Annotated in this window: 12 protein-coding genes; 11 read left to right on the top strand and 1 reads right to left on the bottom strand. The window is 70.4% G+C overall.

The features are described from left to right. Positions 1-56: 56 nt before the first annotated feature. The 11 genes from ACP4E5_RS28275 to ACP4E5_RS28225 all read left to right on the top strand — a co-directional run bounded on the left by ACP4E5_RS28275 (position 57) and on the right by ACP4E5_RS28225 (position 14,162). Complete coding sequence (locus ACP4E5_RS28275) at positions 57-1,679, top strand: carboxyl transferase domain-containing protein (protein ID WP_425833435.1); 1,623 nt, start codon at positions 57-59, stop codon at positions 1,677-1,679. Between the two features lie 15 nt (positions 1,680-1,694). Then, positions 1,695-3,635 (top strand): acetyl/propionyl/methylcrotonyl-CoA carboxylase subunit alpha, encoded by a 1,941-nt coding sequence (locus tag ACP4E5_RS28270; RefSeq protein WP_425833433.1) that lies wholly within the window; start codon positions 1,695-1,697, stop codon positions 3,633-3,635. Further along, positions 3,632-4,600 (top strand): hydroxymethylglutaryl-CoA lyase, encoded by a 969-nt coding sequence (locus ACP4E5_RS28265; protein ID WP_425833431.1) that lies wholly within the window; start codon positions 3,632-3,634, stop codon positions 4,598-4,600. Before ACP4E5_RS28270 ends, ACP4E5_RS28265 begins: the two co-directional genes overlap by 4 nt. A gap of 7 nt (positions 4,601-4,607) precedes the next feature. Next, positions 4,608-5,768, top strand: coding sequence for an acyl-CoA dehydrogenase family protein (locus ACP4E5_RS28260; RefSeq protein ID WP_425833429.1), 1,161 nt, complete (start codon positions 4,608-4,610; stop codon positions 5,766-5,768). A gap of 312 nt (positions 5,769-6,080) precedes the next feature. Continuing rightward, positions 6,081-7,127: an ABC transporter substrate-binding protein gene (locus tag ACP4E5_RS28255; RefSeq protein WP_425833427.1), complete on the top strand. Its 1,047-nt coding sequence runs from the start codon at positions 6,081-6,083 to the stop codon at positions 7,125-7,127. 4 nt (positions 7,128-7,131) lie between these two features. Next, entirely contained in the window at positions 7,132-7,989 is an 858-nt protein-coding gene (locus ACP4E5_RS28250; protein ID WP_425833425.1) for a siderophore-interacting protein, read from the top strand. Positions 7,990-8,175: 186 nt separating this feature from the next. Further along, a complete protein-coding gene (gene desA, locus ACP4E5_RS28245) occupies positions 8,176-9,618 on the top strand; it encodes a lysine decarboxylase DesA (protein ID WP_425833423.1) in 1,443 nt (480 codons plus the stop codon). Next, positions 9,602-10,870, top strand: coding sequence for a lysine N(6)-hydroxylase/L-ornithine N(5)-oxygenase family protein (locus tag ACP4E5_RS28240; RefSeq protein ID WP_425833421.1), 1,269 nt, complete (start codon positions 9,602-9,604; stop codon positions 10,868-10,870). Before desA ends, ACP4E5_RS28240 begins: the two co-directional genes overlap by 17 nt. Continuing rightward, a complete protein-coding gene (locus ACP4E5_RS28235) occupies positions 10,867-11,436 on the top strand; it encodes a GNAT family N-acetyltransferase (protein WP_425833419.1) in 570 nt (189 codons plus the stop codon). The genes ACP4E5_RS28240 and ACP4E5_RS28235 overlap by 4 nt, the downstream gene beginning before the upstream one ends. Further along, positions 11,433-13,208 carry an IucA/IucC family protein gene (locus ACP4E5_RS28230; RefSeq protein ID WP_425833417.1) on the top strand — a complete coding sequence of 592 codons (1,776 nt, stop codon included), beginning with the start codon at positions 11,433-11,435 and terminating at the stop codon, positions 13,206-13,208. The genes ACP4E5_RS28235 and ACP4E5_RS28230 overlap by 4 nt, the downstream gene beginning before the upstream one ends. 78 nt (positions 13,209-13,286) lie before the next feature. Then, positions 13,287-14,162, top strand: a complete 876-nt coding sequence (locus ACP4E5_RS28225; protein ID WP_425833415.1) for a DUF4429 domain-containing protein — start codon at positions 13,287-13,289, stop codon at positions 14,160-14,162. A 112-nt stretch (positions 14,163-14,274) separates the two neighbouring features. Here ACP4E5_RS28225 and ACP4E5_RS28220 read toward each other — a convergent pair whose 3' ends face one another. Then, entirely contained in the window at positions 14,275-15,837 is a 1,563-nt protein-coding gene (locus ACP4E5_RS28220; protein ID WP_425841714.1) for a purple acid phosphatase family protein, read from the bottom strand. Between the last annotated feature and the right edge of the window lie 143 nt (positions 15,838-15,980).

The following is a 15,980-nucleotide window of genomic DNA, read 5'->3' as shown; positions in this document are numbered from 1 at the left end:
TGAAGGAAATGGTTAACGCTCATTAACTCGGCTGTACTCGGTGAGGGGACCGTGGAATGCAGGAGGCACCGGAGCTGACCAGCGCGGCCGAGCCCGCGTCGGAGGCCTGGCGGGCCAATGAGGCGGCACACCGGGCGCTCGGTGAGGAGCTGCGCGCGAAGCTCGCCGCGGCCCGGCTCGGCGGCGGCGAGAAGGCGCGGGCGCGGCACACGGCGCGCGGCAAGCTGCTGCCGCGGGACCGGGTGGACGCGCTGCTCGACCCCGGCTCCCCGTTCCTTGAGCTGGCACCGCTCGCGGCGGACGGGATGTATGAGGGGCAGGCGCCCGCCGCGGGGGTGATCGCCGGGATCGGCCGGGTGAGCGGCCGCGAGTGCGTGATCGTCGCCAATGACGCGACGGTCAAGGGCGGCACGTACTACCCGATGACGGTGAAGAAGCACCTGCGCGCGCAGGAGGTCGCCCTCGAGAACCGGCTGCCCTGCGTCTACTTGGTGGACTCGGGCGGCGCGTTCCTGCCGATGCAGGACGACGTGTTCCCGGACCGCGAGCACTTCGGGCGGATCTTCTACAACCAGGCGCGGATGTCGGGCGCGGGCGTCCCGCAGATCGCGGCGGTCCTCGGTTCGTGCACGGCGGGCGGGGCGTACGTCCCGGCGATGAGCGACGAGGCCGTGATCGTCCGGAACCAGGGCACGATCTTCCTGGGCGGCCCCCCGCTGGTGAAGGCGGCCACGGGCGAGGTGGTGACGGCCGAGGAGCTGGGCGGCGGCGAGGTCCACTCGCGGGTGTCGGGCGTGACGGACCACCTCGCGGAGGACGACGCGCACGCGCTGCGGATCGTCCGCACGATCGTCTCCACGCTGCCGGAGCGCGGCCCGCTGCCGTGGGCGGTGAAGGCGGCGATCGAGCCGAAGGTGGACCCGGCGGGGCTGTACGGGGCGGTGCCGGTCGACTCCCGCACTCCGTACGACGTCCGGGAGGTCATCGCGCGCGTGGTGGACGGCTCGCGGTTCGCCGAGTTCAAGTCCGAGTACGGGCAGACGCTGGTCACCGGGTTCGCTCGGATCCACGGCCACCCGGTCGGCATCGTCGCGAACAACGGGATCCTGTTCTCCGAATCCGCCCAGAAGGGCGCCCACTTCATCGAGCTGTGCGACCAGCGCGGCATCCCGCTGCTGTTCCTCCAGAACATCTCGGGCTTCATGGTCGGCCGTGACTACGAGGCGGGCGGCATCGCCAAGCACGGCGCCAAGATGGTCACGGCGGTGGCCTGCACGCGCGTGCCGAAGCTGACCGTGGTGATCGGCGGCTCGTACGGGGCGGGCAACTACTCGATGTGCGGCCGCGCGTACTCGCCCCGCTTCCTGTGGATGTGGCCCGGCGCGAAGATCTCCGTGATGGGCGGCGAGCAGGCCGCCTCCGTGCTCGCGACCGTCAAGCGCGACCAGTTGGAGGCGCGCGGCGAGGAGTGGCCCCCCGAGGACGAGGACGCGTTCAAGGCGCCGATCCGCGCCCAGTACGAGGCGCAGGGGAACGCCTACTACGCGACGGCCCGGCTCTGGGACGACGGCGTGATCGACCCGATGGAGACCCGCCAGGTCCTCGGCCTGGCCCTGACCGCGTGTGCCAACGCGCCACTGCCGGAGAAGTCCGCCGGCTTCGGCGTCTTCCGGATGTGAGGGGCGGAGCGAGACGTGTTCGAATCGGTACTTGTGGCCAATCGCGGCGAGATCGCCGTGCGCGTCATCCGTACGCTGCGGGCGCTCGGCATCCGCTCGGTGGCGGTGTACAGCGACGCCGACGCGGACGCGCGGCATGTGCGCGAGGCGGACGAGGCGGTGCGCATCGGGCCGCCGGCGGCCACCGAGAGCTATCTGGTGGCGGAGCGGCTGATCGAGGCCGCGGCGGCGACCGGCGCGCAGGCGGTGCACCCCGGTTACGGATTCCTGGCGGAGAACGCGGCGTTCGCGCGGGCCTGCGAGGAGGCGGGCCTGGTCTTCATCGGCCCGCCCGCCGAGGCGATCGCGCTGATGGGTGACAAGATCCGCGCCAAGGAGACGGTGAGCGCTGCCGGGGTGCCGGTGGTGCCCGGCGGACGCGACCCGGAACTCGCCGAGGCGGCGCGGAAGTTGGGCGCCCCCGTCCTCCTCAAGCCGAGTGCGGGAGGCGGCGGCAAGGGCATGCGGCTCGTCCGCGATCTGACCACCCTGGAGGACGAGATCGCGGCCGCCCGGCGCGAGGCGCGCACCTCCTTCGGGGACGACACGCTCCTCGTGGAGCGCTGGATCGACCGGCCGCGCCACATCGAGATCCAGGTCCTGGCGGACGGCCACGGGACCGTGCTGCACCTCGGCGAGCGCGAGTGCTCCCTCCAGCGCCGCCACCAGAAGATCGTCGAGGAGGCGCCGTCCGTGCTCCTCGACGAGGCCACGCGCGCGGCGATGGGCGCCGCGGCCGTGGAGGCGGCGCGCTCCTGCGGCTACCGGGGCGCGGGCACGGTCGAGTTCATCGTGCCGGGCGAGGACCCGGCCGCGTACTGCTTCATGGAGATGAACACCCGCCTCCAGGTCGAGCACCCGGTGACGGAGCTGGTCACCGGCGTCGACCTGGTGGAGTGGCAGGTCCGGGTGGCGGCGGGCGAGCGACTCCCGTTCACCCAGGACGACATCACGCTCACCGGGCACGCGGTGGAGGCGAGGCTCTGCGCCGAGGACCCGTCCCGCGGCTTCCTGCCCTCCGGCGGCACGGTCCTGGCGCTGGGCGAGCCCGAGGGCGAGGGCGTACGCGTCGACTCCGGCCTCACCGAGGGCACCGAGGTCTCCAGCCTCTACGACCCGATGCTCGCGAAGATCATCGCGTACGACCCCGACCGGGGCACGGCGCTGCGCAGACTGCGCGCCGCACTCGCCCGCACGGTGACGCTCGGCGTGCCGACGAACGCCGGGTATCTGCGGCGCCTGCTGGCCCACCCGGACGTCGTGGCGGGCGAGTTGGACACGGGCCTGGTGGAGCGCGCGACGGACGAGCTGATCGACACGGAGGTTCCGGCGGGGATCTACGCGGCGGCGGGCGTGCTGCGCCAGGAGCGGCTGACCCCGGCCGCGACCGGGGGCTGGACGGACCCGTTCGACCGGCCGACCGGCTGGCGGCTCGGCGGTGAACCGGCGTGGACCGTGCACCCCTTGAGGGTCGCGGGGCACGACCCCGTCGAGGTCCGGGTGCGCGGCACCGAGGTCCTGGTCGACGGCGAGCCGACCACGCCCGCCCGGCTCACCGCGACCGCGGGCGACTGGCTGGCGCGCGACGGCGACGCCTGGCACGTGCAGGACCACGACCCGGTGGCGGCGAGCCTGACGGGCGCGGGGGCCGGCGGCGCGGGCTCCCTTACCGCGCCGATGCCGGGCACGGTGACCGTGGTGAAGGTGGCGGCGGGCGACCAAGTGACGGAAGGCCAGAGCCTGTTGGTGGTGGAGGCGATGAAGATGGAACACGTGATCACGTCCCCGCACGCGGGCACGGTGACGGAGCTGGACGTGTCGCCGGGGACGACGGTGGCGATGGACCAGGTGCTTGCGGTGGTTGCCCCGTCCGACACCGAAGGCGCGGCGACCGCCGGCGAGGAGGCCACGCGATGACGACCCCCGCACTCCCCATGGCCGTCCCCGCCCAGGGACTCCCGGCCCGCGTCCGGATCCACGAGGTGGGCGCGCGCGACGGGCTGCAGAACGAGAAGCGGGCCGTGCCCACCGAGGTGAAGGCCGAGTTCATCCACCGCCTGGCGCGCTCCGGCCTCACCACCATCGAGGCCACGAGCTTCGTGCACCCCAAGTGGGTGCCCCAACTGGCGGACGCGGAGGACCTGTTCCCGCGGCTCCAGGACCTCGGGCCCGGCGTCCGCCTCCCCGTCCTCGTACCGAACGCGCGCGGCCTGGACCGGGCGCTGGCCCTCGGCGCGCACCGCGTCGCCGTGTTCGCGAGCGCCACCGAGTCCTTCGCCAAGGCGAACCTGAACCGCACGGTGGCGGAGTCCCTCGCCGTGTTCGAGCCGGTCGTGGCGCGGGCCAAGGAGCACCGGGCGCACGTCCGCGGCTACCTCTCCATGTGCTTCGGCGACCCGTGGGAGGGCCCGGTCCCGGTCCACCAGGTCGTCTCCGTCGCCAAGTCCCTGATGGACATGGGCTGCGACGAACTGAGCCTCGGCGACACCATCGGCGTGGCCACCCCCGGACACGTACAGACGCTCCTGTCGGAGCTGAACGAGGAGGGCGTGCCGACGACCGCGATCGGCGTGCACTTCCACGACACGTACGGCCAGGCGCTCGCCAACACCCTGGCGGCGCTCCAGCACGGCGTGACGACGGTGGACGCCTCCGCGGGCGGCCTCGGCGGCTGCCCGTACGCGAAGAGCGCCACCGGCAATCTCGCCACCGAGGACCTCGTCTGGATGCTGCGCGGACTCGGCATCGAGACCGGGGTCGACCTCGGCCGTCTCACCGACACCAGCAGGTGGATGGCCGGGCACCTGGGCCGACCCAGCCCGTCCCGCACCGTTCGCGCACTCGCACCCGAGGCCGACGCCGATGCCGACCAGGAGCAGTGAGGCAGCCATGGATCACCACCTCTCCCCCGAGCACGAGGAACTCCGCCGCACCGTCGAGGAGTTCGCGCACGAGGTCGTCGCCCCGAAGATCGGCGACTTCTACGAGCGGCACGAGTTCCCCTACGAGATCGTGCGCGAGATGGGCCGCATGGGCCTGTTCGGGCTGCCGTTCCCGGAGGAGTACGGCGGCATGGGCGGCGACTATCTGGCGCTCGGCATCGCCCTGGAGGAGCTGGCGCGGGTCGACTCCTCGGTCGCGATCACGCTGGAGGCCGGGGTCTCGCTCGGCGCCATGCCGATCCATCTCTTCGGCACGGACGAGCAGAAGCGGGAGTGGCTGCCGAAGCTGTGCGCGGGCGAGATCCTCGGCGCGTTCGGGCTCACCGAACCCGAGGCGGGCTCGGACGCGGGCGGCACCCGCACCACGGCGGTCCGGGACGAGGAGACCGGCGACTGGATCATCAACGGCACGAAGTGCTTCATCACCAACTCCGGTACGGACATCACGGGCCTGGTGACCGTGACCGCGGTGACCGACCGCACGGCGGACGGCCGCCCGGCGATCTCCTCGATCATCGTGCCGTCCGGGACACCGGGGTTCACGGTGGCGGCCCCGTACTCGAAGGTGGGGTGGAACGCGTCGGACACGCGCGAGCTGCACTTCGACGACGTGCGGGTACCGGCGGCGAATCTGCTGGGCACGGAGGGCCGGGGCTTCGCCCAGTTCCTGCGGATCCTCGACGAGGGGCGCGTCGCGATCTCGGCACTGGCCACCGGGCTCGCGCAGGGCTGCGTCGACGAGTCGGTGAAGTACGCCAAGGAGCGCCGCGCCTTCGGGCGGGCCATCGGCGGCTACCAGGCGATCCAGTTCAAGATCGCCGACATGGAGATGAAGGCGCACACGGCGCGGCTCGCCTGGCGGGACGCGGCGTCGCGCCTCGTCTGCGGGGAGCCCTTCAAGAAGGAGGCGGCGCTCGCGAAGCTGTACTCGTCGACGGTGGCGGTGGACAACGCGCGGGAGGCCACGCAGATCCACGGCGGCTACGGGTTCATGAACGAGTACCCGGTGGCGCGAATGTGGCGCGACTCCAAGATCCTGGAGATCGGCGAGGGCACGAGCGAGGTACAGCGAATGCTGATCGCCCGCGAACTCGGCCTGACGCCGTAGCTACGCCCCGGCCGTCTGGCCACTTCATGCCCTTGCGCCGCCTGGGCACTTCATGCCCCTGCGACGGTTGAGCATTTCAAGCCCCTCCGGCGATTGAGGAGCGGGGTATGGGGCAGCGCCCCATGTCTTTAGCGCCCGTGCCGGGGGGCGCGGCCGCGGGGCTCCGCCCCGGCCCCCGCTGCTCAATCGCCGCAGGGGCTTTAAATGCCCAGCCGCCGCAGGGGCTTGATTAAAACCGGGGAACTTAGGTTAACCTACCCTGAGTTTGCACCCCACCCGGTCGCCGCCCCGGCACGTCCGAAAGTAGCCCGCATGCCCAACGCCCGACTCCCCCGCCCCACCCGCCGCGGCATCCTCGCCGCGACCGGCGCCATCGGCCTCGGGGCCGCGCTCGCCGCCTGCGGCGACGGCGGCTCCAAAGACGGCGGTTCGAGCTCGGCGGGCGCCGCCAAGAAGTCCGGCCCCTGGTCGTACAAGGACGACCGCGGCAAGACGGTGAAGCTGGACAAGGTCCCGACGAACATCGTCGCCTTCACCGGCGTGGGCGCCGCCCTCTACGACTACGGCATCCAGGTCAAGGGCGTCTTCGGCCCGACCACGACGAAGGGCGGCAAGCCCGACGTCCAGGCCGGCGACATGCCCGTCGACAAGGTCACGGTCATCGGCAACGAGTGGGGCCAGTTCAACATCGAGAAGTACGCGGGCCTGGCCCCCGAGGTGCTGATCACCACGATCTTCGACGGCGCGGGCACCCTCTGGTACGTCCCCGAGGAGTCCGCCAAGAAGATCGCCAAGCTCGCCCCGAGCGTCGGCGTCTCCGTCTACGACCGCCAGCTCACGACGCCGCTCGAGCACGTCTACAAGCTGGCCGAGTCGCTCGGCGCCGACCTGAAGGCCGACAAGGTCGTCAAGGCGAAGAAGCGCTTCGAGGACGCCGCCGCCCGGCTGCGCAAGGCGGCGAAGGCCCACCCCGAGATCAAGGTGATGGCGGGCAGCGCGAGCCCCGACATCTTCTACGTCTCGGGCACGAACCTCTCCATCGACCTGGAGTACTTCAAGGCGCTCGGCGTGAACTTCGTGGAGCCCTCGGAGGCCGCGAAGAAGGCGTCCGGCGGCTGGTTCGAGAACCTGAGCTGGGAGAACGTCAACAAGCACAAGGCCGACATCATCATGATGGACGACCGCGCCCAGGCGATCCAGCCCGCCGACATCGACGAGCCGACCTGGAAGAAGCTTCCCGCGGTCAAGGCGGGCCAGGTCATCTCCCGCTCCCCCGAACCGATCCTGTCCTACGACAAGTGCGCTCCCATGCTGGAGAACCTCGCGAAGGCCATCGAGACGGCGAAGAAGGTGTCCTGATCCCATGACGACGACGGCCGAAGCCCCCGCTGTTGCCCCTTTCCGATTCTTCGATCTGCAAGTGGTCCGCACGCGGCGGCTCGGCCCGTCGCTCCTCAGGGTCACCTTCACGGGCCCCGAACTCGCCGACTTCCACGGCGGCGGCCGGGACCAGTCCCTCTCCCTCTTCCTGCCGCACCCGGGCCAGGACGCCCCCGTGCTCCCGCCGATCAACGCCGGGGACGACGGCCGCGCCTGGCACGCGGCGTACCGGGCGATCCCGGACGGCGAGCGCGCCATCATGCGCTCGTACACGCTGAGCGGACAGCGCCGCTTCCCCGCGGAAGAGGTCGACATCGACTTCGTGCTGCACGACGACGACCCGTCGACCTCGGGCCCCGCCTGCCGCTGGGCCCGCGCCGCGGCCCCCGGCGACCGTGCCGTCGTGCTCGGCCCGGCGATCGCCGACAACGCCGCGGTGCGCTGCCGGCCCCACGACGACTTCGACCACATCCTCATGTGGGGCGACGAGACGGCGCTGCCCGCGGCGCTCGGCGTGCTGAGCTGGCTGCCCGAACACGTCTCGGCGGACGTGTACTTGGAGGTTCCGCACCGCGAGGACATCCAGCCGGTCATGACGCTGGCCGATGTACGGGTCACGTGGCTGGTCCGCGACGAAGGCGCGCCCTCCGTCGTCGACGCCGTGCGTGCGGCCCGGCTCCCCGAGTCCACAAGTCCGTACGCCTGGCTGGCCGGTGAGTCCGGGGCGATGAAGGAGCTGCGGCGGCACCTGGTGCGTGAACGCGGCTACGACAAGCGTGCGGTGACGTTCGTCGGCTACTGGCGACGGGGCCTCAGCGAGGACGCGCTGCGGGCGGCGTGACAACTCGGGGCTCCGCCCCGGCCCCCGCACCTCACACGCCGGCGGGGCTCGAGTGACAACAGAACAAGAGGGGGGCGGGGTCGCGCACCGAACTTAGGTTAGGCTAACCTAAGCAAAGGGTTCGCGACCTCGCCCTTTTTCCTGCCCCACCCGGGAACCACCCCACCCCACCCGGAGGAACCGTTCATGCGCTCGCACCTGCTCAATGACACCACCGCGGAGCTGTACCGCAGTTCCGTGACCGAAGGAGTCGAGCGGGTGGCGGCCAAACTCGCCACCACCACAAGGCCGTTCACCGGCGTCACCCCCGACGCCCTCGCCCCCACCGTCGACGCCGTCGACCTGGACGAGCCGCTCCAGGACACCATCGCCGCCCTGGACGAGCTGGAGGACGTCTACCTCCGCGACGCCGTCTACTTCCACCACCCCCGCTATCTCGCCCACCTCAACTGCCCGGTCGTCATCCCGGCGGTGCTCGGCGAGGCGATCCTCGCCGCGGTCAACTCCTCGCTCGACACCTGGGACCAGTCCGCGGGCGGCACCCTCATCGAACGCAAGCTCATCGACTGGACCACCGGGCGGATCGGCCTCGGCCCGGCCGCCGACGGCGTGTTCACCTCCGGCGGCTCGCAGTCCAACCTGCAAGCGCTGCTGCTCGCCCGCGAAGAGGCCAAGTCGCGGGACCTGACCAAACTCCGCGTCTTCGCCTCCGAGGTCAGCCACTTCAGCGTCAAGAAGTCCGCGACGCTGCTCGGCCTCGACCCGGACTCGGTCGTCTCCGTCCCGGTCGACCGCGAGAAGCGCATGCAGACCGTGGCGCTCGCCGCCGAACTGGAGCGCTGCCGCGAGAACGGCCTCGTCCCGATGGCCGTCGTCGCGACCGCGGGAACGACCGACTTCGGCTCCATCGACCCGCTGCCGGAGATCGCCGAGCTGTGCGCCCAGTACGACACGTGGATGCACGTCGACGCCGCGTACGGCTGCGGGCTGCTCGTGTCGAACAAGAACCGCGAGCGGATCGACGGCATCGAGCGCGCCGACTCGGTCACCGTCGACTACCACAAGTCCTTCTTCCAGCCGGTGAGTTCGAGCGCGATCCTGGTCCGCGACGGCGCCACCCTGCGGCACGCCACGTACCACGCGGAGTACCTCAACCCGCGCCGCACGGTCGCCGAGCGGATCCCCAACCAGGTCGACAAGTCCCTCCAGACCACCCGCCGCTTCGACGCGCTCAAACTGTGGCTGACGCTGCGGGTGATGGGCGCGGAAGGGATCGGCGGGCTGTTCGACGAGGTCTGCGAACTCGCCCACGAAGGCTGGCAGCTGCTCGCCGCCGACCCGCGCTTCGACGTGGTCGTGGAGCCGAGCCTGTCCACGCTCGTCTACCGCTACATCCCGGCCGGCGCCACCGACCCCTCGGAGATCGACCGCGCCAACCTGTATGCCCGCAAGGCCCTGTTCGCCTCCGGTGACGCCGTCGTCGCGGGCACCAAAGTGGGCGACCGCCAGTACCTGAAGTTCACCCTGCTCAACCCCGAGACGACGCTCGACGACATCTCGGCCGTCCTCGACCTCATCGCCGGCCACGCCGAGCAGTACCTGGGAGACACCCTTGACCGCGCATCCTGACACGTACGACTTCCTCGGGATCGGCCTCGGCCCCTTCAACCTCGGCCTGGCCGCGCTCACCGAACCGATCGCCGAACTGAACGGCGTCTTCCTGGAGTCGAAGCCCGACTTCGAGTGGCACTCGGGGATGTTCCTCGAAGGCGCCCACCTCCAGACCCCGTTCATGTCGGACCTCGTCACCCTCGCCGACCCCACCTCCCCCTACTCCTTCCTCAACTACCTGAAGGAATCAGGGCGGTTGTACTCGTTCTACATCCGCGAGAACTTCTATCCGCTGCGCGTCGAGTACAACGACTACTGCAAGTGGGCCGCCGCGAAGCTCTCCTCTATCCGCTTCAACACGACGGTCACGCAGGTGCGTTACGAGGACGATCTGTACGTCGTCACCACCGAGAGCGGCGAGACGTACCGCGCCCGCCGCCTCGTCCTCGGCACGGGCACCCCTCCGTACGTCCCCGAGGCGTGCCAGGGGCTCGGCGGCGACGGAGTCATCCACAACTCCCGCTACGTGCAGCACAAGCAGCGGCTCCAGAAGAAGAAGTCGATCACGCTGGTCGGCTCCGGGCAGTCCGCCGCGGAGATCTACTACGACCTCCTCGGCGAGATCGACGTGCACGGCTACCGGCTGAACTGGGTGACGCGCTCACCGCGGTTCTTCCCGCTGGAGTACACCAAGCTCACATTGGAGATGACGTCCCCGGACTACATCGACTACTTCCACAAACTGCCGGAGCAGACCCGCTACTCCCTGGAGGAGCGGCAGAAGGGCCTGTTCAAGGGCATCGACGGCGAGCTGATCGACGCCATCTTCGACCTGCTGTACCAGAAGGGCCTGAGCGGCCCCGTGCCGACGCGCCTGCTCACCAACTCGGCCCTCCAGAGCGCGAGTCATGAGAACGGCACGTACACGCTCGGCCTGCACCAGGAGGAGCAGGACAAGGAGTTCGAGCTTGAGACCGAGGGCCTGATCCTCGCCACCGGCTACAAGTACACGACCCCCGCCTTCCTGGAGCCGGTCGAGGACCGCATCCGCCGGGACGGCCGGGGCCGCTACGACGTCGCCCGCAACTACTCGATCGACACCACGGGCCGCGGCATCTTCGTGCAGAACGCGAGCGTGCACACCCACTCGATCACCAGCCCCGACCTGGGCATGGGCGCCTACCGCAACAGTTACATCATCGGCGAGCTGCTCGGCACCGAGTACTACCCCGTCGAGAAGACCATCGCGTTCCAGGAGTTCGCAGCATGAGCACCACAAGCACCACGAACAGCGCCGTGGGGGAACTGTCCCTGCGGCCCGTCGACCCGGCGGCCGACGCCGAGCTGCTGCACCGCTGGGTCACCGACCCCAAGGCCGCGTTCTGGCTGATGCAGGACGCGAGGCTGGCGGACGTCGAGCGCGAGTACATGTCGATCGCGGCGCACGAGCACCACGACGCGTTCCTCGGCCTGCACGACGGCGAACCGGCCTTCCTGATGGAGCGCTACGACCCGGCGCACGTCGAACTCGTCGGCCTGTACGAGCCCGAGCCCGGCGACATCGGCATGCACTTCCTCACCGCGCCCTCGGACGTCCGCGTCCCCGGCTTCACGCGCGCCGTGATCACGACGGTCATGGAGCACCTCTTCGCCGACCCGTCGGTGCGGCGCGTCGTCGTCGAACCCGACGTGGGGAACAAGGCAGTTCACGCCCTGAACGAGGCCGTCGGCTTCGTGGCCGAGCGTGAGATCGACAAGCCGGAAAAGAAGGCGCTGCTGAGCTTCTGCACGCGCGCCCAGTTCGAAGCGGCCACGGGAAGGACCACCGGAGCATGAGTATCGCCGACGCCGCCGCCCACCTCTCCCCCGAGCGCTGGGCCGAGGCCAACCGCCTCCTCATCCGCAAGGCCCTCGCCGAGTTCAGCCACGAGCGGCTCCTCATACCCGAGGCCGCCCCGGGCCCCGACCGCTACTCCGTCCTCAGCGACGACGGCCTGACCCGCTACGAGTTCACCGCGCGCCGGCTGCGCCTGGACCACTGGCAGGTGTCCGCCGACTCGATCACCCGCCACCGCGACGGCGCCGAACTCCCGCTGAACGCCCTCCAGTTCTTCATCGAGATGAAGGACAGCCTCGGCCTGAGCGACGCGACCCTCCCGGTCTACCTGGAGGAGATCTCCTCCACGCTCTCCGGCACCTGCTTCAAACTGACGAAGCCGTATCTGTCCTCCGCCGAACTCGCCGCCACCGGCGACTTCCAGGCGATCGAGACGGGCATGACCGAGGGCCACCCCTGCTTCGTCGCCAACAACGGCCGGCTCGGCTTCGGCGTCCACGAGTACCTCTCGTACGCCCCCGAGACGGCAAGCCCCGTCCGGCTGGTCTGGCTGGCGGCGAGCCGTGAGCGCGCGGCCTTCACGGCGGGCATGGGCCTCGACTACGAGTCCTTCTTCCGCGCCGAGCTGGGCGAGGAGACGCTGGCCCGCTTCGACGGCGTCCTGCGCGACCAGGGCCTCGACCCGGCCGACTACCTCCTCATCCCCGCCCACCCCTGGCAGTGGTGGAACAAGCTGTCCGTCACCTTCGCCGCCGAGGTCGCGCAGCGGAACCTGGTGTGCCTGGGCGAGGGCGACGACGAGTACCTGGCACAGCAGTCGATCCGCACCTTCTTCAACTCCTCCGCCCCCTCGAAGCACTACGTGAAGACGGCCCTCTCGGTCATCAACATGGGCTTCATGCGCGGCCTTTCGGCGGCGTACATGGAGGCGACGCCTGCGATCAACGACTGGCTCGCCGGGCTCATCGAGAACGACGAGGTGCTCAAGGACACCGGCCTGACGATCATCCGCGAGCGCGCGGCCGTCGGCTACCGGCACCTGGAGTACGAGGCCGCCACCGACCGCTACTCGCCGTACCGCAAGATGCTCGCGGCGCTCTGGCGCGAGTCCCCGGTGGAATCGCTCGCGGACGGCGAACGCCTCGCCACGATGGCGTCCCTCCTGCACGTCGACCGCGAGGGCAAGTCCTTCGCGGGCGCCCTGATCGAGCGCTCCGGCCTGACCCCGCGCGAGTGGCTGAAGCCGTACCTGAAGTCGTACCTGACCCCCCTCCTGCACAGCTTCTACGCCTACGACCTGGTGTTCATGCCGCACGGCGAGAACGTCATCCTGGTCCTGGACGAGCAGGGCGTCGTCAAGCGGTCGATCTTCAAGGACATCGCCGAGGAGATCGCGGTGATGGACATGGACGCGGTGCTTCCGCCCGCCGTGGAGCGCATCAAGGCCGAGGTCCCCGACGACATGAAGCTGCTCTCCATCTTCACGGACGTCTTCGACTGCTTCTTCCGCTTCCTCGCGGCGAACCTCGTCGAGGACGGCGTCGTGGACGAGGAGACGTTCTGGTCGGCGGTCGCGGACTGCGTGCGCGACTACCAGGAGTCGATGCCCCAACTCGCGGAGAAGTTCGAGCAGTTCGACATGTTCGCGCCGCACTTCTCGCTCTCCGCCCTGAACCGCCTCCAGCTGCGCAACAACGAGCAGATGGTCGACCTGGCGGACCCGTCGGGCGCCCTGCAGTTGGTGGGCGACCTGGAGAACCCCATCGCCTAGGGGAGCTTGGCCGGTCTCACGGACCAGGGGCTCGGGAGACGGTCCTCCCGGGCCCCTTTCCCGTACGAGAATGACGGCATGGCGGAAATCATCCAGCGCGACGGCACCTGGACGTACCTCGGGGACACGCTGCGGCTCGTACCGGGGCGGGACAAGGGCGTGAGCCCGCTCCGCAAGGCGCTGGGCGAGCTGACCGTGCCGCTGACGGCGCTCGCGGGCGCGTCCTTCGAGCAGGGCAGGAAGACGGGCCGGCTGCGCCTGCGGCTGCGCGACGGCGCCGACCCCCTGCTCCAGGCGACCGGCGGCAAACTGTCCGACGCCACGGATCCGTACCAGCTCACCGTCGAATCGGACCGCTACGGCGTCGCGGAGTACTTCGTCGACGAGGTGCGGAACGCGCTGCTGCTCGACGAGGTGCCCACGTCGGCCTGCGACACGTACCTCCTGCCGGGCCCCGCCGTGCCGCTGTCCGTCTCCGCCGGGGACGGCACGGCGAGCTTCGACGGGGAGCACGTGCGCCTGGAGTGGAACTGGAAGACGGAGGACGCGAAGTCCTCCGCGGGCACGCGGGTGCTCGCACTCGCCGACATCACCGCGGTCGAGTGGCAGCCGGCGGTCGGCCTGGAGAACGGCTGCCTCCGCTTCACGGTCCGCTCGGCGCCGACGAAGGCGCCGCCGAAGTACGACCCCAACTCCATCGAACTGTGGGGCTTCAAGAAGGACCCGCTGATGGCCCTCGTGGCGGCGGCGGTCCAGGCCCGCCTCCCCCGCTCGGCCCCGGCCCCCGCCCTCGAGGAGTCCCCGCCTCCCCCGCAGCCCCCGGCGGAGGACGACCACGACGCACTCCTGCGCCGCCTCCGCGAACTGGGCGACCTCCACCACCAGGGCGTCCTGACGGAGGAAGAATTCACCGTGGCGAAGGCGGCAGTACTGAAGCGCCTCTCAAGCCCCTGACCTTTCCAGCCCCTCCGGCGATTGAGGAGCGGGGCTTGGGGCAGAGCCCCAAATCAAGCCCCGCCGGCGATTGAGGCGCGGGGCCCGGGGCAGAGCCCCGCGACCGCACCCCCTACGCCCGCACCTTCCGAGCGACCACGAACCGATCGACCTCGGCCCCCGTCTCGGCGAGACCCCGCACCGTCAACTTGGCGGTACGCCCCACCGGCGCGGGCTCCACGTCCACCCGCAGGAACGAGTAGTTGGTGTACCGCACCCGCGACCAGTCGACGGTGACCGCCTTCTTGCCGCCCCCGTCCTGCGTCACGTACGAGGCGAACGGGTCGACGTCCTTCTCGTTCCCCTCGTACGTGTCGGCGACCGGGAACTCGTACAGCCCCTTGCCCGCCGCACCGGCCGTGACGTACACGACCCCGTCCGTCTCCGGGTAGGCCGTGCCCCCGATGGGCAGCTCCTTGGTGACCTTGTCGCCCTTCAACACGTCCGTGCGCTCGTACACGTGGTTGTGCCCGTTGATCACGAGGTCGACGGTGTACTTCTCGAACAGCGGCACCCACTCCTTGCGCACGCCCCCCTCCGAGGCGTGCGCCGTGGCGGTGCAGTACGCGCAGTGGTGGAAGAACACCACGACGAAGTCGATCCCGGACCCGGGCGCCCGGAACTTCTTCAACTGCCGCTCGAACCAGGTGGTCTGCGTGCCGCCGCTGACCCCGAGGTTCGCGGGAATCTCGTACGAGACGTCGTTCGCGTCGAGCGAGATGACGGCCGTGTTCCCGTGCACGAACGAGTAGGCGCCCGGCAGCTCCTTCGGGTCCGGCCCGTTCCTCGGCGGCGCGAACCGGGCCTCCTGGCTCCCGTACCCGTTGGGCGAGTACCACGCCTCCATGTCGTGATTTCCGTACGACACCATCCACGGCACGGACTTGGCGACGGTCTCGGTCTGCGCGAGGAACTGGTCCCAGGTGCGCGCGTCGAACGTGTCGGACGTCTTGCCCTGCCCGGAGGGATCCGCGTACGCGATGTCGCCCGCGTGCAGGTGGAAGGCCGGGCCCTGCGCGAGGATCAGGCTGTCGTTGGCGAGCGCGTGGTAGCTGACGCCCTGGTCGCCGAAGGCGGTGAAGGTGAACCGCTCCGACCGGGCGGGAGCGGTCGTGAACGTGCCGATCGTTCCCGCGAACTTCGGCGACGCCGGGTCGAAGCCCCGGTGACCGACCCCGTAGTAGTACGTCCTGCCGGGCTTCAGGTGGGTCAGCTTGGCGTGCACGTAGTACTGGGTGTGGTCGGCGCTGGTGCCGACGCCCGCCGGGGTGTAGAGCGCCCGCAGCTCGGCCGGGACCTTGCGGGACAGCTCGCCCGCACTCGCCCCCACCCGGATGAACGGGTCCTTCACCGCGACCGGCACCTGCCAGGACACGGTCATCTCGGTGCGCGCGTCGTCGCCGTACGAGAGGTGCCGGCCGAAGGGCGCGACCAGCGCGCCGTCGACGGCCTCGGTGGCGGCCGCCGGGGCCGTGGTGGTCGTGGCCCGGGCGGCGCCCGGCACGAAGACCCCACCCGCGACCGCGCCGATCGTGACGGCCCCGCCGCGCATCACCGTGCGCCGCGAGAACCGACTGCGCAGATACTCGTGCTGCTCGGCGAGGGACCGGTCGGCGAGCTCGGCGGGTACGCCCATACGTGGAATGTCCATGCCCGGAAAGATGCTTGAGGCATCCATCCACCAGGCGTACACCAGATGAACGCGGTCACAAATAAGCCCCGCCGGCGATTGAGGCGCGGGGCCCGGGGCAGCGCCCCGCGACCGCAACCCACGACCAC

Origin of the sequence: Streptomyces fractus, from assembly GCF_049844455.1 — a bacterium.
In the GTDB taxonomy this organism is placed as follows: domain Bacteria; phylum Actinomycetota; class Actinomycetes; order Streptomycetales; family Streptomycetaceae; genus Streptomyces; species Streptomyces fractus.
Note: the sequence above shows the minus strand (reverse complement) of the source record. Positions and strands in the feature narration are given on the sequence as shown.

Excerpts from the sequence above, each read along its gene's own strand:
- ACP4E5_RS28220 (WP_425841714.1), bottom strand. The coding sequence starts at position 15,837 with ATGGGCGTACCCGCCGAGCTCGCCGACCGGTCCCTCGCCGAGCAGCAC.
- ACP4E5_RS28235 (WP_425833419.1), top strand. The coding sequence starts at position 10,867 with ATGAGCACCACAAGCACCACGAACAGCGCCGTGGGGGAACTGTCCCTG.
- ACP4E5_RS28230 (WP_425833417.1), top strand. The coding sequence starts at position 11,433 with ATGAGTATCGCCGACGCCGCCGCCCACCTCTCCCCCGAGCGCTGGGCC.
- ACP4E5_RS28265 (WP_425833431.1), top strand. The coding sequence starts at position 3,632 with ATGACGACCCCCGCACTCCCCATGGCCGTCCCCGCCCAGGGACTCCCG.
- ACP4E5_RS28275 (WP_425833435.1), top strand. The coding sequence starts at position 57 with ATGCAGGAGGCACCGGAGCTGACCAGCGCGGCCGAGCCCGCGTCGGAG.
- ACP4E5_RS28225 (WP_425833415.1), top strand. The coding sequence starts at position 13,287 with ATGGCGGAAATCATCCAGCGCGACGGCACCTGGACGTACCTCGGGGAC.
- ACP4E5_RS28255 (WP_425833427.1), top strand. The coding sequence starts at position 6,081 with ATGCCCAACGCCCGACTCCCCCGCCCCACCCGCCGCGGCATCCTCGCC.
- ACP4E5_RS28260 (WP_425833429.1), top strand. The coding sequence starts at position 4,608 with ATGGATCACCACCTCTCCCCCGAGCACGAGGAACTCCGCCGCACCGTC.
- desA (WP_425833423.1), top strand. The coding sequence starts at position 8,176 with ATGCGCTCGCACCTGCTCAATGACACCACCGCGGAGCTGTACCGCAGT.
- ACP4E5_RS28250 (WP_425833425.1), top strand. The coding sequence starts at position 7,132 with ATGACGACGACGGCCGAAGCCCCCGCTGTTGCCCCTTTCCGATTCTTC.